The organism is Mycobacterium sp. SP-6446 (assembly GCF_001954045.1).
Taxonomy (GTDB): domain Bacteria; phylum Actinomycetota; class Actinomycetes; order Mycobacteriales; family Mycobacteriaceae; genus Mycobacterium.
Genome location: NZ_MBEM01000232.1, coordinates 57,496 through 81,754 on the forward strand (window position 1 = coordinate 57,496; position 24,259 = coordinate 81,754).

23 protein-coding genes are annotated in these 24,259 nt (G+C 66.6%); 15 read left to right on the forward strand and 8 right to left on the reverse strand.

Annotated features, from left to right (window positions below; genetic code table 11):
- The first annotated feature begins 102 nt into the window (after nucleotides 1-102).
- Nucleotides 103-678 (forward strand): cyclic nucleotide-binding domain-containing protein, encoded by a 576-nt coding sequence (locus A5736_RS20775; RefSeq protein ID WP_076248308.1) that lies wholly within the window; start codon nucleotides 103-105, stop codon nucleotides 676-678.
- Between the two features lie 8 nt (nucleotides 679-686).
- On the opposite strand, the gene A5736_RS20780 is transcribed toward A5736_RS20775, so the two are convergent.
- Both A5736_RS20780 and A5736_RS20785 read right to left on the reverse strand, forming a co-directional pair.
- Nucleotides 687-1,490 carry a lytic transglycosylase domain-containing protein gene (locus A5736_RS20780; RefSeq protein ID WP_254848426.1) on the reverse strand — a complete coding sequence of 268 codons (804 nt, stop codon included), beginning with the start codon at nucleotides 1,488-1,490 and terminating at the stop codon, nucleotides 687-689.
- Between the two features lie 182 nt (nucleotides 1,491-1,672).
- A complete protein-coding gene (locus A5736_RS20785; protein WP_139333475.1) occupies nucleotides 1,673-2,905 on the reverse strand; it encodes an osmoprotectant NAGGN system M42 family peptidase in 1,233 nt (410 codons plus the stop codon).
- Between the two features lie 126 nt (nucleotides 2,906-3,031).
- Here A5736_RS20785 and A5736_RS20790 point away from each other — a divergent pair, with 126 nt between their 5' ends.
- Nucleotides 3,032-4,273, forward strand: a complete 1,242-nt coding sequence (locus tag A5736_RS20790) for a triacylglycerol lipase (RefSeq protein ID WP_076248309.1) — start codon at nucleotides 3,032-3,034, stop codon at nucleotides 4,271-4,273.
- Here the strand turns inward: A5736_RS20790 and zwf are convergent.
- Complete coding sequence (gene zwf / locus A5736_RS20795; RefSeq protein WP_076128172.1) at nucleotides 4,270-5,784, reverse strand: glucose-6-phosphate dehydrogenase; 1,515 nt, start codon at nucleotides 5,782-5,784, stop codon at nucleotides 4,270-4,272. The two genes, A5736_RS20790 and zwf, sit on opposite strands and share 4 nt — an antisense overlap.
- A gap of 95 nt (nucleotides 5,785-5,879) precedes the next feature.
- On the opposite strand from zwf, the gene A5736_RS20800 reads away from it, so the two are divergent.
- The 5 genes from A5736_RS20800 (at nucleotide 5,880) to A5736_RS20820 (ending at nucleotide 10,046) form a co-directional block, all read left to right on the forward strand.
- Nucleotides 5,880-6,545, forward strand: a complete 666-nt coding sequence (locus A5736_RS20800) for a cutinase family protein (protein ID WP_076128174.1) — start codon at nucleotides 5,880-5,882, stop codon at nucleotides 6,543-6,545.
- Between the two features lie 69 nt (nucleotides 6,546-6,614).
- Nucleotides 6,615-7,208, forward strand: coding sequence for a DUF1345 domain-containing protein (locus A5736_RS20805; protein WP_175611351.1), 594 nt, complete (start codon nucleotides 6,615-6,617; stop codon nucleotides 7,206-7,208).
- 36 nt (nucleotides 7,209-7,244) lie between these two features.
- A complete protein-coding gene (locus A5736_RS20810) occupies nucleotides 7,245-7,793 on the forward strand; it encodes a thioredoxin family protein (RefSeq protein WP_076128176.1) in 549 nt (182 codons plus the stop codon).
- 37 nt (nucleotides 7,794-7,830) lie between these two features.
- On the forward strand, nucleotides 7,831-9,036 hold the full coding sequence (locus A5736_RS20815) for a glycosyltransferase (protein ID WP_076248311.1): 1,206 nt from the start codon (nucleotides 7,831-7,833) through the stop codon (nucleotides 9,034-9,036).
- Complete coding sequence (locus A5736_RS20820; RefSeq protein WP_076248313.1) at nucleotides 9,036-10,046, forward strand: D-2-hydroxyacid dehydrogenase family protein; 1,011 nt, start codon at nucleotides 9,036-9,038, stop codon at nucleotides 10,044-10,046. Before A5736_RS20815 ends, A5736_RS20820 begins: the two co-directional genes overlap by 1 nt.
- 63 nt (nucleotides 10,047-10,109) lie before the next feature.
- Here the strand turns inward: A5736_RS20820 and A5736_RS20825 are convergent, their stop codons facing one another.
- Together A5736_RS20825 and A5736_RS20830 are read right to left on the reverse strand one after the other, a co-directional pair.
- Nucleotides 10,110-10,433, reverse strand: coding sequence for a DUF732 domain-containing protein (locus tag A5736_RS20825; RefSeq protein WP_076058678.1), 324 nt, complete (start codon nucleotides 10,431-10,433; stop codon nucleotides 10,110-10,112).
- Between the two features lie 159 nt (nucleotides 10,434-10,592).
- A complete protein-coding gene (locus A5736_RS20830; protein ID WP_076248357.1) occupies nucleotides 10,593-11,393 on the reverse strand; it encodes an MOSC domain-containing protein in 801 nt (266 codons plus the stop codon).
- Between the two features lie 71 nt (nucleotides 11,394-11,464).
- On the opposite strand from A5736_RS20830, the gene A5736_RS20835 reads away from it, so the two are divergent.
- Complete coding sequence (locus A5736_RS20835; RefSeq protein WP_076248315.1) at nucleotides 11,465-12,652, forward strand: glycosyltransferase; 1,188 nt, start codon at nucleotides 11,465-11,467, stop codon at nucleotides 12,650-12,652.
- 10 nt (nucleotides 12,653-12,662) lie between these two features.
- Nucleotides 12,663-13,706 carry a bifunctional 2-polyprenyl-6-hydroxyphenol methylase/3-demethylubiquinol 3-O-methyltransferase UbiG gene (locus tag A5736_RS20840; RefSeq protein ID WP_254848422.1) on the forward strand — a complete coding sequence of 348 codons (1,044 nt, stop codon included), beginning with the start codon at nucleotides 12,663-12,665 and terminating at the stop codon, nucleotides 13,704-13,706.
- 19 nt (nucleotides 13,707-13,725) lie between these two features.
- Here the strand turns inward: A5736_RS20840 and A5736_RS20845 are convergent, their stop codons facing one another.
- On the reverse strand, nucleotides 13,726-15,231 hold the full coding sequence (locus tag A5736_RS20845) for an FAD-dependent oxidoreductase (protein ID WP_076248317.1): 1,506 nt from the start codon (nucleotides 15,229-15,231) through the stop codon (nucleotides 13,726-13,728).
- Between the two features lie 60 nt (nucleotides 15,232-15,291).
- Nucleotides 15,292-16,047: a hypothetical protein gene (locus tag A5736_RS20850; protein ID WP_076248318.1), complete on the reverse strand. Its 756-nt coding sequence runs from the start codon at nucleotides 16,045-16,047 to the stop codon at nucleotides 15,292-15,294.
- Between the two features lie 87 nt (nucleotides 16,048-16,134).
- On the opposite strand from A5736_RS20850, the gene A5736_RS20855 reads away from it, so the two are divergent.
- The 3 genes from A5736_RS20855 to katG all read left to right on the forward strand — a co-directional run bounded on the left by A5736_RS20855 (nucleotide 16,135) and on the right by katG (nucleotide 20,132).
- Nucleotides 16,135-17,361 carry an Ig-like domain-containing protein gene (locus A5736_RS20855; protein WP_076128189.1) on the forward strand — a complete coding sequence of 409 codons (1,227 nt, stop codon included), beginning with the start codon at nucleotides 16,135-16,137 and terminating at the stop codon, nucleotides 17,359-17,361.
- A 97-nt stretch (nucleotides 17,362-17,458) separates the two neighbouring features.
- Nucleotides 17,459-17,899 carry a Fur family transcriptional regulator gene (locus A5736_RS20860; RefSeq protein ID WP_076128192.1) on the forward strand — a complete coding sequence of 147 codons (441 nt, stop codon included), beginning with the start codon at nucleotides 17,459-17,461 and terminating at the stop codon, nucleotides 17,897-17,899.
- Complete coding sequence (gene katG, locus A5736_RS20865) at nucleotides 17,892-20,132, forward strand: catalase/peroxidase HPI (RefSeq protein WP_139333479.1); 2,241 nt, start codon at nucleotides 17,892-17,894, stop codon at nucleotides 20,130-20,132. Before A5736_RS20860 ends, katG begins: the two co-directional genes overlap by 8 nt.
- A 135-nt stretch (nucleotides 20,133-20,267) precedes the next feature.
- Here the strand turns inward: katG and A5736_RS20870 are convergent, their stop codons facing one another.
- Entirely contained in the window at nucleotides 20,268-21,038 is a 771-nt protein-coding gene (locus A5736_RS20870) for a DUF1906 domain-containing protein (RefSeq protein ID WP_076128196.1), read from the reverse strand.
- 169 nt (nucleotides 21,039-21,207) lie between these two features.
- On the opposite strand from A5736_RS20870, the gene A5736_RS20875 reads away from it, so the two are divergent.
- The 3 genes from A5736_RS20875 to A5736_RS20885 are packed head-to-tail and all read left to right on the forward strand — an operon-like array spanning nucleotide 21,208 to nucleotide 24,252.
- Nucleotides 21,208-22,437 carry a glycosyltransferase family 4 protein gene (locus tag A5736_RS20875; RefSeq protein WP_076128198.1) on the forward strand — a complete coding sequence of 410 codons (1,230 nt, stop codon included), beginning with the start codon at nucleotides 21,208-21,210 and terminating at the stop codon, nucleotides 22,435-22,437.
- Nucleotides 22,431-23,189, forward strand: a complete 759-nt coding sequence (locus A5736_RS20880; RefSeq protein WP_076128200.1) for a class I SAM-dependent methyltransferase — start codon at nucleotides 22,431-22,433, stop codon at nucleotides 23,187-23,189. The genes A5736_RS20875 and A5736_RS20880 overlap by 7 nt, the downstream gene beginning before the upstream one ends.
- Entirely contained in the window at nucleotides 23,176-24,252 is a 1,077-nt protein-coding gene (locus A5736_RS20885) for a prenyltransferase (protein WP_076128202.1), read from the forward strand. The genes A5736_RS20880 and A5736_RS20885 overlap by 14 nt, the downstream gene beginning before the upstream one ends.
- The last annotated feature ends 7 nt before the right edge of the window (nucleotides 24,253-24,259 follow it).

Genomic DNA, 24,259 nt, shown 5'->3' on the forward strand with positions numbered 1-24,259 from the left:
AGATATCTGCCCGCCGACGCAGGTGTGCCGCGGATTCGTCGTCGGCCAGCAAATCCCGCGTTAGGCTCCTGGCACGATCACATCGCGCATCGGGAGCCCGCTATGAAGTCAGAAGCGCAGGAACCGGGAATAGACCCACGCCGGCTACGCGAATTCAGCACCTTCGAAAAGTTCTCGGATAAAGATCTGGAGCGTCTCGTGCACGCGGCGCACCACACTTCGCGGTCGGTGCCATGGCCGCTGATTCGTGAGCAGACTCCGTCGGACGCGTGCTACATCCTGCTCAGCGGAGAGGCGGGCGTGTATGTCGGCGACGACCGCATCGCCGTCCTGGGGCCGGGTGAGGTGATCGGCGAATCCGCGCTGCGCCGTGGGAAATTGCGTTCCGCGACCGTGACGACGATGGGGCCGGCCGAGGTGCTGCGCATCGACCGCGACGATCTCGCCCGCTTGCTCGACCAGATACCCGCGCTGCGCGAAACCATGGACGCGACCGCCGCGCAACACGTCCCGGTCACGCCGCCACCCAAACCGAAACCGGCGCGCTCCAAGCTAAACGCTTCGCTCCCAACGGAATTGGTCGAGCGGTTCGAGCGGGCCGCAGACGATGCCGGTGTGGACGTCGCGGGCGCGCTGCAGGCGGCGCTCTCCGAATGGATCGAACGACAAGGCACATAGGTGCCGGATTACTGCGGGTGGGATGCCAGGTAGTCCCCCACCGGGATCGGTGATGTCGCGGCATACCCGATGGGCAGCAACACGTCGCCCGCGTTCGTGTAGCAATACACATCCCACCGGTAATAGCCGGCAAACGCCGCGGGATCAGCGGCGATCAGCGTCGCGTATTGATCGACCGCGCGCACGTATTCGTTCGCGTGGTTGTACCGATAGATGGCGTGATCGCGGTCGTTGGCAAAGCCATTCGCGGCGAGGTAGCGGCCCGCGGCCATGATGCTGTCGTGGGGCGACTCGATGTCGCCGCCCGCCCCGTAGGTCGCGAACGTCGCCGGCAGGAATTGCATCGGCCCTTGCGCGCCGGCGGTACTCGCGCCGACGATGCTGCCGAAGCGGGTCTCGACGAAGTTGATGGCGGCCAAATAGTTCCAGCCGACGCCGGTTTCCGACTCCGCCTGGTGGTAGAAGCCCAGCAGCTGGTCGGCCGGAGTCGGCGGCTCGACGCGCCACGCGGGAAGCGTGTCTCGCACCGGTGTCATCGCGGTGAGCTGCCGCCGGGCGTCGACGTTGCGATCGTAGACGTCGAGCAATGACGACGGGATGCGCGGCCGCGTCGTCGCATCCCATTCGGGGTGGCGCCCGATGGCGCGATAGGCCGCCTGCTGGCGATGCGCCGCCGCCGCCAGCGCCGCCTCCCCCGTCGATGGGTCACGCAGCGCGTTTTCGTCGGCGACGAGGTCGTCGGCCAGTTGCGCGGGGTCGGACGCCAGATGCGGCTGCGCGCCGTCGGGCGTGCTCGGCGCGTCGGCCAGCATGGTAATCGAGGCGAGCTGGATGCCCACCGGCGTGGGCTGCGCAGAACCCGCTAGTGCGACCACGATCGCACCCACGCCTACGACAGCGACTGCATGGTTACGGCTCACGTTGTTCACTCCCGTCGAAACGTCGGGATAGGTCAACGGTAGCGGTGCGTCGACGTGGCGCGCGACCCGCAACGTCAGCTCTGCGGCCCCGCGGGCGGCCAGGGTGAACCCGGGGAGGGTTCGCCGGGTTCACCGTGCTCGCCTCGGGACAGCGGCACCCACTGCTCGCTCGGCGCGGGCTGCTTCGAGGAGGGGAAGTCGCGTAGCTTGCCGGAGGGCTTCGCGTCCCACTTGGCGAACGTCAGCGGTGTCTGCAACCAGCAATGCAGCAGGCTGTACGTCGCCTCCAGCGAGTCCATGTGGGTGCGTTCCCACCCGTGGCTGCCGTCGAGGCCGAAGCCGACAAGCGCGGCCCGGGTGCCTGCGCCCGCCTCGATCGCCGCGGCGGCGTCGGATCGGTAGTAGCGGAACACATCCCGTGCGTACGGTATGCCCTGCTCCTCGGCGAGCCGGCACAGCTTTCGGGTCAGGTGATAGTCGAACGGGCCGTGCATGTCGGCCATCGGGATCGTCACGCCGTCCTCGATCGACTGCTGGCCGGGCGCGCACACCGCGTTGTCGACCGAGATGAGTTCGGCTACGTCCGCGGGCAGGCCGTGGCTGGCCCCGTGCCCGACCTCCTCGGTTATGGTCACCATGATCATGGTGCGGTGCGGCAGCATGATCCGTTTCTCGGAGAAGTTCTTGGCCAGCGTCAGCGCGATGGCGATGCCGGCCTTCCCGTCGAGGTGGCGGGACACGATGAAGCCGTCGGCGGTGAGCTCGGGGCTGGTGATCAACGCGACGAAGTCACCGACCTGCAGGCCGAGTCGGACTAAGTCCTCCCGCGTCGACACCTTGCGGTCGACTCGAACCTCGACGTTCTGCCAGTCGGTGGGTTGGGAGTCGATCTCATGGCCGAAGGCGTGCCCGCTGGCCTTGAGGGGCAAAACGGTGCCGGTGATGAACTCGTCGGGGTCGTCGGGGAAGATCCGGACGCGGGCGCCCGCGGCGAAGCGGGCCGAGAAGGTGCCAACCGGAATTACCTCGAGTCGGCCGTTGTCCTTGAGCCTTCGCACCATGCACCCGATCGTGTCCGCATGAACCACCATCGCCCGGTCGATCGTGGGCGACTCACCCGCGAGTTCGGCGGTCAACGCCCCGCGGCGGGTCAGCGAAAACGGGACGCCGAAGTGATCGAAAGTGTCGCCGATCAGCTGCATCACCGCGTCCGTCCGCCCTGCCGGGCTCGGGGTCTGCAGCAGCGCGAGCAGTGTGTCGACCATCCACGCGCGGTCGCCCTCAGTCAAGGCCGCGGTGTGGCGCACGGTGCCTCCCTTCGCGGTTGTGCGGAATCGCGTTCAACCTACCGCGTGGTCGGCCCCGATTGGCCCCGCGGGCACTAACACTTGCCCAAAATGGGAACCCATGGCCAACGTAGGGAGGAGCACCTCGTGCAGCGACAGGAAATCCGATCACTGGCAGACCTTGCGGGCGAAGGCACCCGCATTCTCACCACGTTCGTGCGGGACACGCACAGCGGCATCGCGGAGCGCGTTTTCGGCGCCATAGGGCCGGCGTCGAAACCTGTGGAGATCGTCCACAACACGATTGCCGCGGCCACGTACTACGCCGTCGACCGCGGGGTGCGGGCCTCGTTACACGGGGCCGGTGAACTGGCCGCCGAAGTCCGCGGCAGCGACGAGGACGACACGGTCCAATCGCATCCCACGGTCGCCGGCGTCGTCGCCGCACTCAATGGGATTTACGGCGACGAGCTGACCAACCGCCGCAACGAATTCGCGCTGACGATGCAGATCCGCCAGCGCGGGAAGCCCGTTGCCCTCGATGCCGCCGCCGTCGCGGCCGCGTTTCCCGAAGCCACCGGCCGGATCGCGGTGTTCGTCCACGGCTGGTGCATGACCGAAATGTCGTGGCGGCGGCAGCCGCGCGACGGCGAGACCGCGCTCCCCTACGGCACCCGGCTGCGCAGTGACCTGGGGTTCACGCCGGTCTATCTGCGGTACAACACGGGACTGCACATCTCCGACAACGGCAAGGCCTTGGCCGCACTGATCGACGAGCTGCGGGCGCTGTGGCCGGTGCCGGTCGAGGAGATCGCGTTGATCGGCCATTCGATGGGCGGCCTGGTAATCCGCAGCGCCTGCCACTACGGGGTCGAGCAATCGCAGCGCTGGCCCGACGCCGTTAGTCACGTCATCTGCCTGGGTTCTCCGCACTTGGGAGCCGACCTGGAAAAAGGAGTCAACGCGGCGTCCTGGGTGCTGGCCCGGCTGCCCGAAACACGGGCCGTCTCTTCATTTCTCAACGCGCGTAGCTCGGGCACGAAGGACCTGCGTTACGGTGCATTGCTCGACGAGGACTGGAGCGAATGCGACCCCGATGAGTTCCTGCGGGACCGCTGCCATGAGGTGCCGTTCCTGCCCGGCGCCGTATACCACTTCGTGGCGAGCAGCGCGGGTCCGCGGGCCGTCGGGGCTGTCCTCGGCGACCGCCTGGTACGCCCCGACAGCGCCTCTGGTGTTGGTAAGTCCCGCCAGGTTCCGTTCGACGCGGCGCATGGGCTGACGCTGACGGGCCTGCACCACTTCGATTTGCTCAATCACACAGCCATCTACGCGAAACTGCATGAGTGGCTGGGTGAATCGGCGGGGCCGACCGAGTTCACCGGCTAGGCGGAGTTGTCCTGGCCCCTGGACTCACGCCATCCCCGCTCGAATGGCAGCCGCCAGGCGTTGGGGGCGATCAGTTGGTGGATGGCGTTGGGGCCCCAGGTGCCGGGCTGGTACATCTTTGCCGGCGGCGGGTCGTCGAGCAGTTCCTGCGAACGCTCCCACAACGATTCGATGCCCTCGGCGGTGTTGAACAGGGTGTGGTCGCCGCGCATCGCGTCGAGGATGAGGCGTTCGTAGGCCTCCAGCACGTCGACGACGGTGTCGATCTCCTGGGAGGAGAACTGCATGGACAACTTGTCGAGCTTCATCCCGGGACCGGGTCGCTTGCCGTAGAAGGACAGTGAAACCTTCGAGTTGTCAGCGAGATCGAACGTGAGGTGGTCCGGACCTTGGGTCCCCACGCCCGATCCCGGCGGAAACATGCTCCGGGGAGCCTCTTTGAAGGCGATCGAGATGATGCGGATGCCCTCGGCCATCTTTTTGCCGGTGCGCAGATAGATCGGTACCCCGGCCCAGCGCCAATTGTCGATGCCGACCTTGAGCGCGATGAAGGTCTCGGTGTCGGAATCCTTTGCCACTCCTTTTTCTTGGCGGTAGCCGTTGTACTGGCCGCGCACCACATTTGACGGCTTCACGGGGAGCATCGATCGGAACACCTTGTTCTTCTCTTCGCTGATGGCATACGGCTCGAGGGCCGTCGGTGGTTCCATCACGACGAATGCCATCACCTGAAAAAGGTGTGTCACCACCATGTCCTTGTAAGCGCCGGTGCTTTCGTAGAAGTTGGCGCGCTGATCCAGACCCAGGGCTTCGGGAATGTCGATCTGGATGTGATCGATGAAGTTGCGGTTCCAGATCGGCTCGAAAAGACCGTTGGCGAAGCGGAACGCCAAGATGTTCTGGGCCGCCTCCTTGCCCAAGAAGTGGTCGATGCGGAAAATCTGGGCTTCCTCGAATGTTTCGTGCAGAAAGTCGTTGAGCGACACCGCGCTCGGCAGGTCGGTGCCGAACGGCTTCTCCATCACCACGCGGGAGCGCTCAACGAGTTTGGCGTCGCGCAGCATGGTGATGACGTCGCGCGCCGCTTTCGGAGGGACCGACAGGTAATGCAGGCGGCGCACGTTTGCGCCCAGATTGGCCTCGGCGTCGGCGACCGCGTCCGCGAGGGCTTCGGGCCCGGCGCTTTGCGGGACGTACCTGACAATTTTCGCGAAGCTGGCCCACTCTTCCGGCGTCAGCTTGTGCATGCCGAACGAGTCGATCGCGGTCTTCGCCAGCTCGCGGAACTCGTCGTCGCTGAAGTCTTCCAGCGATGTCGCGACGATTTGGATATCGGGGGCGAGCTCCGACTGATCCAAGTAGGCCAGGCCGGGCAGCAGCTTGCGTTTGGCTAGGTCGCCCGTCGCGCCGAACAGGACGATGACGTGGGGGTCGAGCGGCTGCTCGCCGTGGCGGCGCGGCCGCGCGTCGGGTGCCGGGTAGGAGATCGTCTGCGGTTTCTTGGTGGCCACTTCTGCGATACTTCCACCGCGGCGCCGCCTGCGCACGACTGATTGCGGGCGAACCGCCCGCGTCGCGGTCGCGGGCCGTATGTCAGGATTCGGACATGACTGCACGCAGCTTGGCTCGCATCGGTGGTGTTCTGGTGGCAACGGCGTGGGCGCTGCTCAGCGTGCCCCTCAGCAGTCCGGCCGCGGCCGCCGATCCCTGCTCCGACGTCGCCGTCGTTTTCGCGCGCGGCACCCACCAGGAGCCCGGTCTCGGCAACATCGGACAGGCCTTCGTCGACTCGCTCACCTCGCAGGTCGGCGGGCGATCCGTCGGGGTTTATGCGGTCAACTACCCCGCCAACGACGACTACCACAACAGCGCGAACGCCGGCGCCGCCGACGCCGGCGCTCACATCCAGGACACGGTGGCCAGCTGTCCGAACTCGAAAATTGTGCTCGGTGGATACTCTCAGGGCTCCACGGTGATCGACCTGGCCACCAACGCGATGCCCGCGTCGGTCGCTGACCACGTCGCCGCCGTCGCGCTTTTCGGCGAGCCCTCGAGTGGCTTTTCCAGCATGCTGTGGGGCGGCCAGCCGCTGCCCACGATCAACCCGGTGTATACCGGCAAGACCATCAGCTTGTGCGCCCCCGACGACCCGATCTGCTCTGGGGGCGGCAACATCATGGCGCACGTTTCCTACATCGACGCCGGGATGACTAACCAGGCCGCGACCTTCGCGGCCAACCACCTCAATCAAGGGACGCCGCCGCGCACGTAGCGAGTGCTGACCGTGAAATCCCTAGCTACCTCCTCGCGCGACACCGTCGCGATTCGGATATTGATCGCCATGGTGCTGGGAGTCGCCGTCGCCGTCGCGGTGGGTAACACGGTCGGCTGGCGATTCGCGCTTGTCGGCTGGGTCGTGACCGCCGGGGTGTATGTCGTGTGGACGCGGCTCATCCTGGGCGGCATGGATGCCGAGGAAACCCGCAGATATGTGACACGCGAAGATCCGACTCGGTGGATTGCAGACGTGGTCGTCGTGTCCGCAAGCGTTGCGAGCCTGGCCGGGGTCGGCTACGTGGTGGCCGCCGGGACGCACGCGGGTGCCCCAGCCGTCGCAGCCGCCATTCTCGGCATCCTGGCCGTCGCCGCGTCCTGGTTTGCCGTGCACACGCTCTTCACGGTGCATTACGCGCGGCTCTACTACTCCGACGAGCCCGGGGGCATCAACTTCCACGACCCCGAGCCGCCGCGTTTTCGCGACTTCGCGTATGTGGCTTTTACCGTCGGCATGACCTTCCAGGTGTCGGACACGGAGATTGGGCTGACATCCATCAGGGCGACCGTGTTGCGCCATGCGATGCTGTCCTACCTGCTCGGCGCCGTAGTTCTGGCCGTCACCGTCAACTTGATCGCGGGGCTGGGCGCCAAGCTCTGATCGGCCCGCTCACCTTGCGGCGGTTAACCTGGCGGCATGGCAATCGAGTCCACCATGCTCGCCCTCGGAACCCCCGCGCCACAGTTCGCGCTGCCCGAGCCGGCCACCGGCGCCACGGTCAGCCTCGATGAACTCACCGGTCCCGCGCTCGTCGTGACCTTCATCTGCAACCACTGCCCGTACGTCCAGCACGTCGCCGCCGGCCTCGCCGCGCTCGGCCGCGACCTGGCCGATCTGGGGGTCGCGATGGTCGGCATCTCCAGCAACGACGTCGCCACCTACCCGCAGGACGGCCCCGACCAGATGGCCGAGGAGGCCCGCCGCCACGGTTGGACGTTCCCGTACCTCTACGACGAGACCCAAGAAGTCGCCCGCGCGTTCTCCGCTGCGTGCACGCCGGACACGTTCGTCTTCGACGGTGAGCGTCGGCTGGTCTATCGCGGTCAGCTCGACGACTCCAGACCGAAGAACGACCTGCCGGTGACGGCCGCCGACGTGCGGGCCGCCGTCGACGCCGTGCTCGCCGGTCGGCCGGTCGATCCGGACCAGCGACCGTCGATCGGGTGCGGCATCAAGTGGCGCTGAGCCACGCGCGCGCCGAGCCGCGAGCCGCGCTGCGCCGATGAAAATCGTGCTCGCCGCCTATGGAAGCCGCGGGGATGTCGAGCCGTTCGCCGCCGTCGGGCGGGAGATGCTGCGGCGAGGTCACGACGTGTGCATGGCGGTCCCGCCGAACATGGTTGGCTTTGTCGAGTCGGCGGGGCTGGCGGGCATCGCGTACGGGCCGCAACCCGCTGCGTTCCAATCGGATTCGTTGAAGTGGTTCTTCGGTGGGTGCCCGCCGGGCCCCGGCGTCGGGGATCTCGACCGCGACATGAACAACCGGAACCCGTTGGGCGCGATGGTCGAAGTGATGGAACATGTAGCCAGGGCCTGGGCCGACTGGGGTGAGGCGCTGACGACGCTGGCGGACGGGGCCGACCTGATACTTACGGGCAAGGCCGCCCAGGGGCTGGCCGCCAACGTCGCGGAGTATCACGGCATTCCGCTTGCCGTGTTGCATTTCTTCCCGGGTGGACGGTCGCGCGCGGCTGGCATCCTCGGGGGCATCATCAAGGATGCCGAAGAAGGCCAACGCCGCGCGCTGGGCCTGCCGGAGGCAACCGGATCCTTCGAATCGCTGGAGATCCACGCATACGACGAGCTCTGCTTTCCCGAAATGGCAACGCAATCCAGGGGTGGGCGATCGTTTGTTGGTGCGCTGACACTGGAGTTGCCCACCGATGCCGACGACGAGATGTTGTCGTGGATCGCCGCGGGAACGCCACCGATCTACTTCGGCTTCGGCAATAACGTCCAGCTCCCGTCCCCCGCCGAGACCATCGCCGCAATCAGCAGGGCCTGCGCGGAATTGGGCGAGCGCGCCCTGATTTGTGCTGGGGCGAGCGACTTCTCGGGCATCCGGCCTTTCGACAACGTGGAGGCCGTGGGCGCGGTGAACCACGGCGCCATCTTTCCGGCGTGCCGCGCGGTCGTCCACCATGGCGGTGCGGGCACCACGGCGGCCGGCATGCGGGCCGGAATCCCTACCTTGATCCTCTGGTTCTCGCTCGAAGATCAGCCGATGTGGGCGGCCGCGGTCGAAAGGCTCGAAGTGGGCGCCGGCCGGGCTTTTTCGGCCAGCACCGTCGCATCACTGGTCGAGGACCTGCGTTCCGTTCTCACTCCGCGATGCGTCACTCGCGCTCGCGAGGTCGCCGCCCGGATGACCAAGCCCGCGCAGAGCGCCGCCGCCACCGCCGATCTTCTGGAAGAAGCGGCGGTGTGATGGGAGAACGGCTACCCCGGGTGGCGATACTCGACGACTACGCGGGCGTGGCCCTCGAGCTCGCCGACTGGTCGCCGGTGCAGAGCCGATCCGAAGTGACCGTCTTCGACCGCCACCTTTCCGAGGAGCAAGCCGCGGACGCACTGTCGCCGTTCGACGTGTTGTGCACCATGCGCGAGCGGATGGCGTTTCCGCGCAGTCTCATCGAGCGGCTGCCCAACCTGAAGCTGATCACCATCGTCGGCAGGAACCTGCCGAACCTGGACATGGCCGCGGCCACCGAACACCGCGTCCTTGTCGCGCACTCGGATTTCGCCCATCCGCGATTCAGGTCCGTTCGCGATGCCACTCCGGAATTGGCCTGGGGGTTGATGATCGCGACGGTGCGCAATCTCGCCGAAGAGCACCGTCGCATGCGTGAGGGCGCGTGGCAGACGACCACCGGTCTGACGCTATCCGGCAAGACGCTCGGGCTTCTTGGTCTGGGCAGGATCGGTAAGCGTATGGCTGAATACGCGAAAGTGTTTGGCATGGAAGTCATTGCGTGGAGCCAAAACCTCACCGACGAGGCGGCCGCGGCGGCCGGCGCTCGCCGCGTCGAGAAGGCAACGCTCTTCGAACGATCCGACGTGATCTCCATCCACCTGGTTCTCTCGGAACGCACGCGCGGACTGGTCGGCGCGCCCGATCTGGCCACGATGAAGCCGCACGCCTACTTGATCAACACCTCCCGGGGGCCGATCGTGGACGAGCAGGCCCTGATCGACGCGCTCGCGGCCGAGCGCATTGCCGGGGCCGGCCTCGACGTCTATGACATCGAACCGCTTCCGGCGGAACATCCATTGCGTCGTCTACCGAACGTGACGCTGACTCCCCACCTGGGCTACGCCACCCGCGAAATGCTGGGCGCCTTCTACGCAGACACCGTCGAAGCGGTCGCGGCCTGGCTGACCGGGACGCCCGTCAGGATCGCCAACCCCGAGGCATTGCAGCGGCGAAATTCTAACTAGCAAAACGCAACCCCGTGGCCGGCGCACAAGCCGACCACGGGGTTGATCGCCGGAACTTGCGGGCTAACCCGGGCAATAAGTCGATTCCGCGGCGCTCACCATCGAGGTGACATCCGCGAACGAGATGCCTTTCGCGCCGAGCGTGGAGTGGATGTCCGCGGCAATCGCGTCCGGAGTTTTGCCTGCCGAGCGATCGGCGCATATTTGATGGCCCATCGCGACGATGTCGGAGTCGTCTCCGGACGGCCAGGTAAAACCGAGAGTGTGCATTTTGCTGAGGAATGTGTCATCGGTGGCATCCGCGACCGCAATCGCAGTGCTCGTAAGAAGGGCAGCACCGACCATCATGGGGACAGACAGTCTGGCCAGCCAGCGGGGTGAGGGCATTTGCGCGCTTCCTTTCATCGGGGCGTTAACGGAGTCCCAGTATGAGCGCCAAAAGAGGCGTAAATATGAAGAACCGTGAAATCTGTGAAACAGCTTGCGGAGACCTGAATAGGCAATTCTTTTGGCGTAATTTGTGTAAATGCGGGCCGCGCGTCGCGCCTAGCCCAGTGCGACGGGGTCGCCGACGGCGAGGACGCCCTCTTCGAGCACCTCGAGATACACGCCCGCGCAGGGCTGTGCCCCGGAACCGCCTGCGGGCAAACGATTTTCGGCCGCGGGCGTGCGAAGCGCTTCCGGGGCTCGCGCGAGCGTCCCGTGCTCGAGCGTCGGCACCACACACCGCGAGGTGGACGCAATGACACGCAGCCGTACCTCACCGGCCGTCAATTCCCGCCCGAGCCAGTTGTCTTCGTCATACGGCGGGTAGCCCGCCGGGGTCGCGATCACCAGGTTGGGGCGGTAGCGCAGCGCCTCGACGCCGATGCGCTCCAGCGTCGCCGTGGTGATCGCGTGCAGCGGGGCATCATCGGTAAACGAGTCGCCTGGGGTCGCCTGGCCGATCGTCAAGATGCGGCCCGCGACTTCGGCGTCCACCCCCAGCTCGAGCAGCTTCTCCGGATCCGGGCGTTCGAGCGTTGCGCCGTCCGGCCGTTGGCTGATCAGCCGGACGGGGCGCCCCAACAGCCGCGAAAGCAGTTCATCGACGCCAGGGTCGTCGGCCGCGACGCTTGTCCCGTCGGGCAGTCCGATGTTCACGCGTCCGGCGCTTCGGTTCGCGGTGCACTTGAGCAGCCCACGCCACAGCCGGGCCTGCTTGGCGCTGGCCACATGCCCGGTCTGCGTGTCGACAAGTGCCAGCCGCCGGTCTCCTTCGGCGCCTCGTTCGTCCACGAAGAGGCGGTTCACAACCTCGCCCAGCATCGATTTCACCGGGTAACGGAGCAAACTCTCGACCCGCATCTGCTTTTCCACCACGCAGACCAGTATGCGGCGGGGACCTACGGCGTGCGCCGAGCGGTACGGTTGCGGCGATGAAATTTGTGCTGGCAGCGTACGGAGGACGAGGCGACGTCGAGCCCTGCGTCGCCGTCGGCCGGGAGCTGCTGCGCCGCGGTCACGAGGTGTGCTTGGCCGTCCCGCCCAACATCGTCCATTTCGCCAAGTCTGCGGGACTCATTGCGGTCGCCTACGGGCCGGACACGCGCGAGCAGATGGACGGCGCCATGAATTTCATTGGCGGCGTGGGGAGTCTGATCAGTGCGTTGCCCCAACTCGTAGAGCGAGTCAGCCGGGTCTGGTTGGACAAAGGCGCGACACTGACATCGCTGGCAACGGGCGCCGACCTGCTGGTGGCGCACATGAACGATCAGATGCTTGCCGCCAATGTCGCTGAGTATCATGCCATTCCGCTCGCGGCACTGCACGTCTTCCCGGCGCGGATCCTGGCATCTGGGCCGCTGTATTCGGGCATAACGAAGGATGCTGAAGTCGCCCAACGCCGTGCGCTCGGCTTGCCGGAGGTACCCGGACCTTTAGCACCACAGCTGGCCGACGGCGGATTGCTGGAAATCCAGACCTACGACGAGCTCTGCTTGCCCGGGCAACCGTCCCAATGGGTGGAGCCCGGCCGGCGCCCCTTCGTCGGCGCGCTGACCCTGGAGCTTCCGACGGACGCCGACGACGACGTCTTGGCGTGGATTGCCACTGGAACTCCGCCGATCTACTTCGGCTTCGGCAGCACGCCGATCGACTCTCCCGCCGACATGGCCGCCATGATCGGCGCGGCCTGCGCGCAGCTGGGCGAGCGGGCGTTGATATGCAGCGGTGCGAGCGACTTCAGCCACGTTCCGCACTTCGACCACGTCAAGGTGGTTGGTGCGCTCAATTACGCGGAAATCTTTCCGGCCTGCCGCGCGGTGGTCCACCACGGCGGCTCGGGCACCACGGCCGCGGGCCTGCGCGCCGGAGTGCCGACGCTAATCCTTTGGGCTGTGTGGGACCAGCCGATGTGGGCGGCGGCCCTCGAACAACTGAAAATCGGTGTCGGGCGCCAGTTTTCGGCTACTACCCGGGAATCTCTGGTCACCGACCTCCGCTCGATACTCGTTCCAGAGTGCGTGGCCCGCGCGCGTGAGGTCGCCACCCAAATGACGACACCGGCCGAAAGCGTCGCCAGGGCGGCCGATCTCCTCGAAGACGCCGCCCGCCTGGGCCACTAGGCTCAGTCTGGTGGAGGATCGGGGCGCGAGATCTTTCGATCCGTCGGTGCTGCGCGAAGCGATGGCCCGGCGGCTGTATCGCCGCGCGGAGGCCGAGGGTCAAATCAGGCTGCCGGCCGTCCCGGGACTGCTCGACGAGTACGTCTCGATGTGCCAGAACCTCTTTGCCAGCTTGGGCATACAACACACGGCCGACCAAGCCGCTCAGCTCAAGTCCGTGCTCCAGCACGAGCTGGAGAAGGCATTCAAGGGCTCGTCGCGGTCGAACATCGTCATTTCGTTTGACACCCCCTTCGGGACGGGGCTGAACTATCGCGTCAAAGCCGAGGTGTCGACCATCGCGGTCGAATACGACCACTGGGTCGCCACTCGTAAGGGGCCGCTGTTCGGCACCGAGGCGGACGCGCGTGTGGTGGCGCTGGCCGACGAGGCCGCCGATGCCCGGTCCACCCGCGTCCTTGACATCGGCGCCGGGACCGGGCGCAACGCCCTGGCGCTGGCCCGGCGGGGGCACCCAGTGGACGCGGTCGAGATGGCGCCGAAGTTCGCCGAGATCATTCGATCTGAGGCAGAACGGGATTCACTGCCCGTGCGTGTGATCGAGAGCGATGTCTTTACGGCCGTGGAGGGCGTTCACGACGCGTATCAGCTCATCGTGGCGTCGGAATTGGTGCCCGACTTCCGGACGACGCGGGAGCTGCGCGGCATGTTCGAACTCGCCGCGGACTGCCTGGCTCTCGGAGGACGCCTGGTGTTCAACACCTTCGCGGCGCGCCAGGGCTACACCCCCGACGACGCCGCGCGGGAATTCGGACAGCAATGCAACAGCACGATCTTCACCCGCGACGAGCTCGCGGAGGCCGCGGGCGAGCTCCCCCTTGCGCTCATTGCCGACGACCTCGCCTACGAGTACGAGAGAACCCACTTGCCCGAGGGCGCTTGGCCGCCCACCGCGTGGTTCGAGGGATGGGCCCACGGCTTGGACGTGTTCGACGTGGAGCGAGACGAGTCGCCCATCGAGTTGCGCTGGCTCGTGTACCAGAAGGAAGCCTGAGTCCTTCCCGTCCTGTGGGCTAGGCCGTCAAATCGCGAGTTGCGGGCCCTTCCAGCAGCGTGCCGTCCGGGGCGAATCGTGATCCGTGCAGCGGGCACTCCCACGCCTGGTCCGCGTCGTTCCAGTTCACGATTCCGCCAAGGTGTGGGCACACCGGCGAGACGGTGTGCTCGGTGCCGTCGACCCGGCACCTGGCCTCCAAATGCCAAGGGGGTCCGCTCACGACCCCGCCCTCGCCGTTGACGGGGCTGCGATGGCCGGTACGAATCACCGGGAAGATCCAGCCCTTGGTCAGGTTGAAACCGACCTCGAGGTTGGCCTGCACCGCGGTCAGCAGGCCCGACAGCTCGTGGGGGCTCCAACTGGCGAACGCGCCGGTCCAGTCCATCCGCCCGCCCAGGATGCGGCTCGACAACGCCAATGCCGCGGCGGGCCCGTTCGTCATACCCCATTTGTTGAAACCCGTTGCGACAAAGATGCTTTCGCTGTTCGGAAGGATGGGGCCCACATACGGCAAATGGTCGATGGGTGTGTAATCCTGCGCCGACCAAAAGTGAGTCTGCACCGCACCGGGGTAATGCTTGCGTGCCCACGACGACAGCTCCGCCAGCGCCTCGGACGGGCTCTTTTCCCGGCCGACGGTATGGCCCGCCCCGCCAACGATCAGCAGCTCCCCGTCCGCGACCGGCGCGTAGCGCACCGACCGCGTCGGCGAGTCGGCGGAGATCATCATCGGCCGCGTGACGTTTCCAGGGACCTTGAAGGCCAAGCAGTAGGAACGGCTCGGTTTCACCCGCGCGAAGTAACCACCCCGATCCAAGATCGGGATCCCGGTGGCAAGCACCAGCTGCCCGGCGGCGAGTTCCACGTCCTGCTGGTCGGCGTCGTTGACGTGCACGTGCACCCCGGCGCCGCGTGTGGAGACGCGCCGGACACGGGTGTGCTCGACCAATCGTCCACCGCGGTTGAGTAACTCCGTGGCCAACATGTCCAGGAACGGCATCGGGTCGAACTGCGCCTGGTGGGGCAGCCGCACCCCGCCGTGATACGGGAATGGCACGCCGGCGTCGTCCTCCCATACCGCGGGCAGGTCGACAGCCTGGCAAGCCTCCAATTCCCGCCGCGCGGACGGCACGCCCTTGGCGGACTGCGCGTAGGTGTAGGCGTCCTCGCGTTGAACCGCGATGCCGTGGGACTCGCAGTACTCGAGCACCCAGTCCTGGCCTTCCCGGTTGCCGTCGATGTAGGCCCGTGTCACCTTCTTGCCGTGCCTCGGTAGGACCTTCGACAACTGGGTCCCCTGCAACAAGCTGATTTTGGCGGTGGTGTTGCCGGTCGCGCAGGAACCGACGGTATGCGCCTCCAAGACCAGCACGTCCTTGCCGGCACGGCTCAGCAGAACCGCTGTCATCAGCCCGGTGATGCCGGCCCCGACGACGACGACATCGGCGGACGCCGGACCGTCCGCAAGCCGGCTGGCTGTCCAAGATTGTTCGGCTCGCTCGGCGAACCATAAAGAAGTCATGCCTGGGCTGGTACCCGGCAGCGGCGTCGGGAAACGGGCCTGCCGGCCGCGCACGCGCGCTTACGCGCGCTTCAGCTGCGCTATTGCCCGCTTCAGCGAATCCTCGGCGGCGCGGTTTTCTTGCTGCGCTTTGTCGTAGCGGTCGTCGGCTCTCTTCATCTCGCGCTCGGCCTCGCGCAGGCTATCCGCCGCGTCGTCCCGACGCTGCCGAGCCGCGTCGCGCTCGGCGCGACGGCGCGACAGCACGCGCTCGGCTTCGGCTTTGGCCCGCTCCGCGGCGGCGAGGGCGGCGTTCAACTTGTCCCTGTGGGCGTCCTGGTGGCGCTCCGGCTCCTTCGCGACCGGCGCCGCGCCCCCGAATTCGCCGAAACCCGACCATGTTTCGGCCCTGGCCAGCCGGCCGAGTCGCGTCCTGACGTCGGCATCGGCGATCGCGGCTTGCAGTGTGCCGGTCAGGTCGTCACGCAGCGTCGCCGACGGCTTGTTCACCTCGGCGGCTTCGAAAGCGGCACGCGCGAGTTCGTCGATGAGCCGGTGCTGTTCGGCGGACAAATCGCGGATACGGTCGCCATCCATTGCGGAGTGCGCGGCGCGCAGGCGATCACCCAGGTCGGCCAGGCGCTGTTTGACGTCGTCGTGTTGGAGCACCAGCCGGTTGGCGATCCACGCCGCCGTCGTAGGTTTGCGCGCCGCGGAGATCCGTTTGGCGGCGGCTTCGTCACCGCGGCGCCTGGCGGCCGCGGCCAGTTCGGTGCGCTGTGCGGTGAATGCGCCGGGCTCCACCGAGTACAGACGGTCAAGATCGTCGTCGGCCATGACGCCATGATCCCTCGGCACGCGGTTTCAGGCCCCAGGCGCCGCGGGTACCTGATCAACAACAACGCGAGGATTCGGCCAACTCTTATGACGTCCATTAACCGTGCACAGCTCGTTCGTCGGTACCTGCTGGCCGCCTTCGTTGTCGTCGGAGTGGTCGGCGCCGGCAGCTGCACCGCCCGTCCGACGTCCGAGCCGTCCGGGCCGGCGCGGGTGACGATCATGCCCGGCCCCGACACGCGTGACGTCGATCCACTCACGCCGGTCATGGTCAAAGCCGACACGGGGAAGCTGACCGGTGTCCGCATGGTCAACGACGCCGGCAGACCGGTTGAGGGAATCATGACCCCGGACAACACCGTCTGGAAGCCCACCGCCCCCCTGGGCTACGGACGCACGTACACGCTGACGCTCACCAGCGTCGGGCCGAACGGCGTTGCGGGCACCCAAGTGTCGACGTTCTCCACCCTGCTGCCGCCCAATCAGACCAAGGTCTCACTGACCACGACATCCGAGGCGGCCCTGCAAGAAGGCGGGACCTACGGCGTGGGAACGGTGGTCGTCGCCCACTTCGACGAGCAAGTCGCCGACCGGGCGGCAGCCGAACGACAGCTCAAAGTGACCACCAACCCTCCCGTGCAGGGTTCGTGGTTCTGGGTCGACAGCCAAAACGCTCACTGGCGACCCGAGCACTACTACGCGCCGGGCAGCACAATCACCGCCGAAGCCAAGATCTATGGAATTGCGTTGGGCGACGGCCTATTCGGGCAGGAAGACACCCGAGTGTCATTCCGCATCGGCGACGCGCACGTATCCATCGCCGACGATGCCACGAAAATGGTCAGCGTCTTCAACAACGGCGCGCTAGTCCGGACCATGCCCACGTCGATGGGAATGGGCGGCACCGAAACCATCGGCTCGCAGACGATTTCGCTGTGGACTCCCCCGGGCGTCTACACCGTGCTCGACAAGGGCAACCCGGTCGTGATGGACTCCTCCACCTTCGGACTGCCCAAGAATTCCCGCCTCGGATATCGCGAGACCATCAACTACGCGACCAAAATCAGCAGTGACGGCATCTACCTGCACCAGCTCGACGCGACGGTGTGGGCCCAGGGCCACACCGACACCTCGCACGGATGCTTGAACCTCAACGGCGACAACGCAAAATGGTTCTACGACTTCTCGGTGCCCGGCGACATCGTCGAGGTCCGCAACACCGGCGGACCGCCGCTGAAGCTGTCGCAGAACGGCGACTGGACGCTCAGCTGGGACCAATGGCGCAAGGGCAGCGCCCTGGCGCCGCCGTCGTGAGGTACGCACCGCCGGCTCGGCGCCGATCGGTTTGACTCGTCCGGATCCCCGCCAGGAAACTCTTGACTGATTCCAGATAAGGGGCCATATTGGCAGGGTGTCCTCATCGGCGGACTACGCGGAACAGCTGCGGATGGCCGATCTGCGTGTGACACGGCCCAGAGTCGCCGTGCTGGAGGCGGTACACGCCCACCCGCATGCCGACACCGAGACGATCTTCTCGGCGGTGCGGCTGGGGCTGCCCGATGTTTCCCGACAAGCGGTGTACGACGTCCTCAACGCGCTGACCTCCGCGGGCCTGGTTCGGCGGATCCAGCCGTTGGGCTTGGTCGCCCGCTACGAGTCCCGGGTCGGCGACAACCATCACCACGTCGTATGCCGATCCTGCGGTGTCATCGCGGACATCGACTGCGCCGTCGGTTCGGCGCCGTGCCTAACCCCGTCGGATGGCGACAACGTCCTGGATGGTTTCGTTCTCGACGAGGCCGAGGTCATCTATTGGGGCCTGTGCCCCGACTGCTCGACGGCAGATTCTTGATCACTCCGGTGATCGTGGCCCGATTTACCCACCACCCGAAAGGAATGTTGTGTCAGAGAGCGAAAACCCGACTATCGAGGCGCCGAAGCCGAAATCGCATGCGCCACTGACTAATCGGGACTGGTGGCCCGACCAGATCGATGTGTCGACGCTGCACCCGCACTCCCCCCAGTCCAATCCGCTCGGCGATGACTTCGACTACGCCGAGGAGTTCGCCAAGCTCGACGTCGACGCGCTCAAGGCCGACGTGATCTCGGTGATGACCACCTCGCAGGATTGGTGGCCCGCCGACTACGGCCATTACGGCGGCCTGTTCATCCGGATGAGCTGGCACGCCGCCGGTACCTACCGCATCCATGATGGCCGCGGCGGCGGCGGACAGGGCATGCAGCGCTTTGCCCCGCTCAACAGCTGGCCGGACAACGTGAGCCTGGACAAGGCCCGCCGGCTGCTGTGGCCGGTGAAGAAGAAGTACGGCAACAAGATCTCCTGGGCGGATCTGATCATCTTCGCCGGCAACTGCGCCTTAGAGTCGATGGGCTTCAAGACCTTCGGCTTTGCGTTCGGCCGCGAAGACGTCTGGGAGCCAGAAGAAATCCTCTGGGGCGAAGAGGACGAATGGCTGGGCACCAACAAGCGCTACTCCGGCGAGCGGAACCTCGCGCAGCCCTACGGCGCGACCACCATGGGCCTGATCTATGTGAATCCGGAAGGCCCCGAGGGCAAGCCGGACCCGATCGCGGCGGCGATCGACATCCGCGAGACGTTCGGCCGGATGGCGATGAACGACGAGGAGACCGCCGCGCTGATCGTCGGGGGCCACAGCTTCGGCAAGACCCACGGCGCCGGCAGTGGCGACCTGGTCGGCCCCGAACCGGAGGCCGCGCCGATCGAACAACAGGGCCTGGGCTGGAAGAGCTCGTTCGGCAGTGGCGCCGGCGGGGACGCCATCACCAGCGGCCTGGAGGTGGTCTGGACACCCACCCCGACGAAGTGGGACAACACCTTCCTGGAGACCCTGTACGGCTACGAGTGGGAGCTGACCAAGAGCCCCGGCGATGCCTGGCAGTTTGTCGCCAAGGATGGCGCGGGCGCGGGCACCATCCCCGACCCGTTCGGCGGGCCGGGCCGCGCCCCGACGATGTTGGTCACCGACATCTCGCTGCGGGAGTCCCCGATCTACCGCGACATCACGCGTCGCTGGCTGGACCATCCCGAGGAGCTGACCGAGGCGTTCGCCAAGGCCTGGTACAAGCTGCTGCATCGCGACATGGGACCCATCACCCGCTACCTCGGGCCGTGGGTCGCCGAGCCCCAGCTCTGGCAGGACCCGGTTCCGGCCGTCGACCACGAGCTGGTCGACGAAAAGGACATCGCGGCGCTGAAGAAGAAAGTGCTGGAATCCGGCCTGACGGTTCAGCAGCTGGTCAAGACCGCTTGGTCGGCCGCGTCCAGCTTCCGCCGCACCGACAAGCGCGGCGGCGCGAACGGCGGGCGGTTGCGCCTCGAGCCGCAGCGCAGCTGGGAGTGCAACGAGCCCTCGGAACTGGACAAGGTGTTGCCGGTGCTGGAGCGCATCCAGCAGGACTTCAACGCATCGGCGGCCGGCGGCAAGAAGATCTCGCTGGCCGACCTGATCGTGCTGGCCGGTTCCGCGGCGGTCGAGAAGGCGGCCAAGGACGCCGGGTACGAGATCGCGGTGCACTTCGCGCCGGGCCGCACCGACGCATCGCAGGAGAACACCGACGTCGACTCGTTCGCGGTGCTCGAGCCGCGCGCCGACGGATTCCGCAACTACATCCGTCCGGGCGAGAAGGCGCCGCTGGAGCAGCTGCTGGTCGAGCGGGCGTACCTGCTGGGCGTGACGGCTCCGGAATTGACGGTGCTGGTCGGTGGTCTGCGGGCCCTCGGTGCCAATCACGGCGGCAGCAAGCACGGCGTCTTCACCGACAGGCCCGGCACGTTGACCAATGACTTCTTCGTCAACCTGGTCGACATGGGCAACGAGTGGAAGGCATCGGAGTCGGCGGAGAACGTCTACGAGGTGCTCGACCGCTCTACGGGTCAGCTGAAGTGGACGGCCACCGCCAACGACCTGGTGTTCGGCTCCAATTCGGTGCTGCGCGCGCTGTCCGAGGTCTACGCGCAAGACGATGCCCACGGGAAGTTCGTGGAGGACTTCGTCGCGGCGTGGGTCAAGGTCATGAACGCCGACCGGTTCGATCTCAAGTAACGCAGGGTCTGGTCAGCGAGACCACGCGACGCCCCTCGAGCAATCGGCTCGGGGGGCGTCGTCGTTTTGGCCCTTCCGCGACACATAAACCAGGCACACGACACGCCGTGGTCGGTCGCAATGGTGACTTTTGGGTCAGCGGTCCAAATCCCACTGTCCGTAGTCGGCCGCGAGGACCTCGTCGACGTCCACATTGATGCCGCCAAGCAGCGGACCCGGGTTTGACGGGCTGTTGACCACGGCCTGATACAGCACGGCCATCGGTTCGCGCGCGCCGTTCGACCACGACCTCGTCTGCCACGCCCAGCGGTGGCCCGGGGTGGTCGAGTTTCCGATGACGCCGTCGCGGATCGCCCAGCCGCAGGCCCGGGCATGCCCATAGATGCCGGTGCGCCCCACGCCCAGGGCCGAGTTGATGCCCCTAAACCATTGCACCGCAGGGCCATTCCAAGTGTTCTCGTCGATGTTGTCATCGACGCTGAAGAAGATCGGCGCCGAATTCGTACCCCCGGCCGCGCCGTGGAGGCGCAAGGCCGTCTGGGCGTCCGCCACGCCGCCGTCGTAGCCGCGGGTGTAGTCCGACGGCGTGGGCCACCCGGGCTTGCCGTACTGGAAGTTGCTGACGATGTGAAGACCCGCGGCCCGCAGCGCGTCCGCGTACTCGCGGGTGATGGGTTTTGCCTCGAAGTGCGCGCCCGGCCGCTCCTCGGACACGTAGTTCACCACCCCGTCGTAGCCCGCCGACTTGATCTCGTCCGGCGCGATCCTGCGCTCCGCAAAGTCGATCAGCGTGACGCCCGCGGCTCGTGCGTTCGGTTCGTTGACCGTCGCGGCGACCGACCCCAGGCCCAGCAGAACCGGTGCAGCGTACTTAAGGACATCGCGTCGCGAAACCGAACCGCGCACCGCGCGATCGTAGCAAACGGGTCGACCACGCTCGTTGCATCGGTTAGCTGATCGAACTATAGTCTGGACACATGTCCAGTTTGCTGTCACCGCGTTCGGGAGCGCGTTGATGGCGGTGGATTCGGGGGGTGCCCGTCGGCGTGCGTCGGCCAGCGGATAAGAGTTGAGTATGCGAATTGCCCTGCTGTCCTACCGGAGCAAGACCCATTGCGGTGGACAGGGCGTCTACGTGCGCCATCTCAGCCACGGTTTGGTGGAGCTCGGTCACGAGGTCGAGGTGTTTTCCGGCCAGCCATATCCCGAGCTGCTCGACCCGCGCGTGCGGCTGACGAAGGTGCCCAGCCTTGACCTGTACCGAGAGCCCGACCCGTTCCGGGTGCCGCGCCCGAGCGAGATTCGCGACTCGATCGACCTGTTGGAACTCCTCACCGTGTGGACCGCGGGGTTTCCCGAACCACGGACCTTCACGCTGCGTGTCGCACGGCTGCTGGCCGAGCGGGCGGCCGATTTCGACGTCGTCCACGACAACCAGAGCCTGGGCACCGGACTGCTGAGCATCGCCCGCGCGGGGTTGCCGGTGGTGGCGACCGTGCACCACCCCATCACCCGCGATCGGGTGCTGGATCTCGCCGCAGCGCGGTGGTGGCGAAAACCCTTGGTGCACAGGTGGTATGGGTTCTCGACGATGCAAGAGCAAGTGGCGCGCCAGATCCCGGACCTGTTGACGGTGTCGTCGTCCTCGGCGGCGGACATCGTCGCCGACTTCGGTGTCACGCCGGACCAACTACACGTCGTGCCGTTGGGCGTGAACACCGACCTGTTCAAGCCGGGGCCGACGCCGCGGATTCGGGGCCGAGTCATCGCGATCGCCAGCGCCGACACCCCGCTCAAGGGTGTCCGCACCCTCCTGCACGCGGTGGCCAGGCTACGCACCAGCCGAGACCTGGAGTTGCGGCTCGTCGCCAAGGTGGAACCCAACGGCCCCACCCACAAACTCATTGCCGAACTCGGCATCTCCGACATCGTCCACATCACCAGTGGCCTCTCCGACGGCGAGCTCGCCGCGTTGTTCGCATCGGCCGAGGTTGCGTGCATTCCCTCTCTCTACGAAGGGTTTTCGCTGCCCGCGGTCGAAGCCATGTCGAGTGGCACCCCGATCGTCGCCAGCCGGGTGGGCGCACTGCCCGAGGTCCTGGGCACCGATGGTGCCTGCGCCGAGCTGGTGCCGCCGGCCGACGCGGATGCGCTCACCCGCACCCTCGGCGAGCTGCTTGACTCGCCCGAAAAGCGCCGCAATCTGGGGAAGGCGGGACGGGCGCGCGCCGTCGACGTCTTCAGTTGGGAGGCGGTGGCCGCGCAGACCGTGCGGGTCTACGAGCGGGCGATCACGCGATGCTGACCGTCGATTTCGACCGGCTGGGCATTGGGCCCTCCACCAAGGTCATCGATGTGGGTTGCGGGGCGGGCCGGCATGCGTTCGAAGCGTATCGGCGCGGTGCCGACGTCGTCGCCTTCGACCGCGACGAGTCCGAACTGCGTTCGGTGGACACCATCCTGCGTGCGATGGCCGAGTCCGGTGAGGTGCCGGCGGCGGCGTCGGCGAAAGTGGTTGTCGGTGACGCGCTGAGCCTGCCGTATCCCGACGAGGCATTCGACTGCGTGATCGCATCCGAAATCCTCGAGCACGTACCGGAAGACGACGCTGCTATCGCCGAGTTGGTCCGGGTGCTCAAGGTGGGCGGCACGTTAGCTGTCAGCGTTCCGCGCTGGCTTCCCGAGCGAGTCTGCTGGCTGCTGTCGGACGAATATCACAGCAACGAGGGCGGCCACGTGCGTATCTACCGGGCCAGCCGATTGCGCGACAAGATCACCGGCGGCGGAATGGAATTGACGCACGCCCATCATGCACACGCGCTGCACTCCCCGTTCTGGTGGCTGAAGTGTGCTGTGGGCGTGTCGAACGCCGAGCATCCGGCGGTGGCCGCCTACCACAAGCTGCTGGTGTGGGATTTGATGCGCCGGCCCAAGATAACGCAGCTGGCCGAGTCACTGCTCAATCCGATAGTGGGTAAGAGCGTCGCGATGTATTTCGTCAAGCGGCAGGCCGCCGAAAGCCAGGAAACCCCGGGATATTCAGTTGCATCGGTTTAGCCCGCCGGCGGTTCCGGGCGTCCTTACACCCGAGCAGTGTCGGCAGACCGCGCGTTCCATCGCCGCGGCGCAGGAACCCTCGGGTGCGATTCCGTGGTTCGACGGTGGCCATACGGATCCATGGGACCACGTGGAGTGCGCGATGGCGCTCACGGCCGCGGGACTGTTAGAGCCGGCGCGGGCCGCCTTTGAATGGAGCCGTCGCACCCAGCGCCCGGACGGCTCGTGGCCGATCCAATTCCGTTCGGGGACAGTCGAAGACGCCAACAGCGACAGCAACTTCTGCGCGTATATCGCCACCGGTGTCTGGCATCACGTGTTGGTGACCGGAGACGAGTCGTTCGGTGCCGCAATGTGGCCGGTGGTGCACAAGGCGATCGACTTTGTCATCGACTTACAGGTCGGATATGGCGAGATCTGTTGGGCACAAAGCGAAGCCGGACCGCTCCCGGAAGCGTTGATGACCGGGTGTGCCAGTGTGTTTCACAGCATTCGCTGCGCGTTGGCGCTCGCCGCCCGGGTCGGGGACCCGCAGCCGGAGTGGGAGCTGGCGCTCGGCCGGCTGGGCCACGCGATCGTCGCGCATCCGGAGGCGTTCACCGAGAAGGACCGCTATTCGATGGACTGGTACTACCCCATCCTCGGCGGCGCGCTGCGGGGCCCGGCGGCGGCCGCGCGAATCAGGCAGCGGTGGGACGACTTTGTGGTCCGCGGCCTGGGCATCCGCTGCGTTGACGATCGGCCCTGGGTCACCGGTGCCGAGACATGCGAACTGGTGATGGCGCTCGAAGCCATCGGCCATCGGTCCGCCGCACATCAGCAATTCGCCGCGATGCACCATCTGCGCGAAGACGACGGATCGTACTGGACGGGTTTGGTGTTCGCGGATGGGAAGCGCTGGCCCGAGGAGCGCACCACCTGGACCGGGGCGGCGATGATCCTGGCGGCCGACGCGCTCTCGGACACCACGCGGGGCGCGGGCATCTTCCGCGGCGACGAGCTGCCGATGGGCCTGCAGACGGACTTCGATTGCGAATGCGTGGTTGCCGGGCCCGGCCGCTGATCGAATG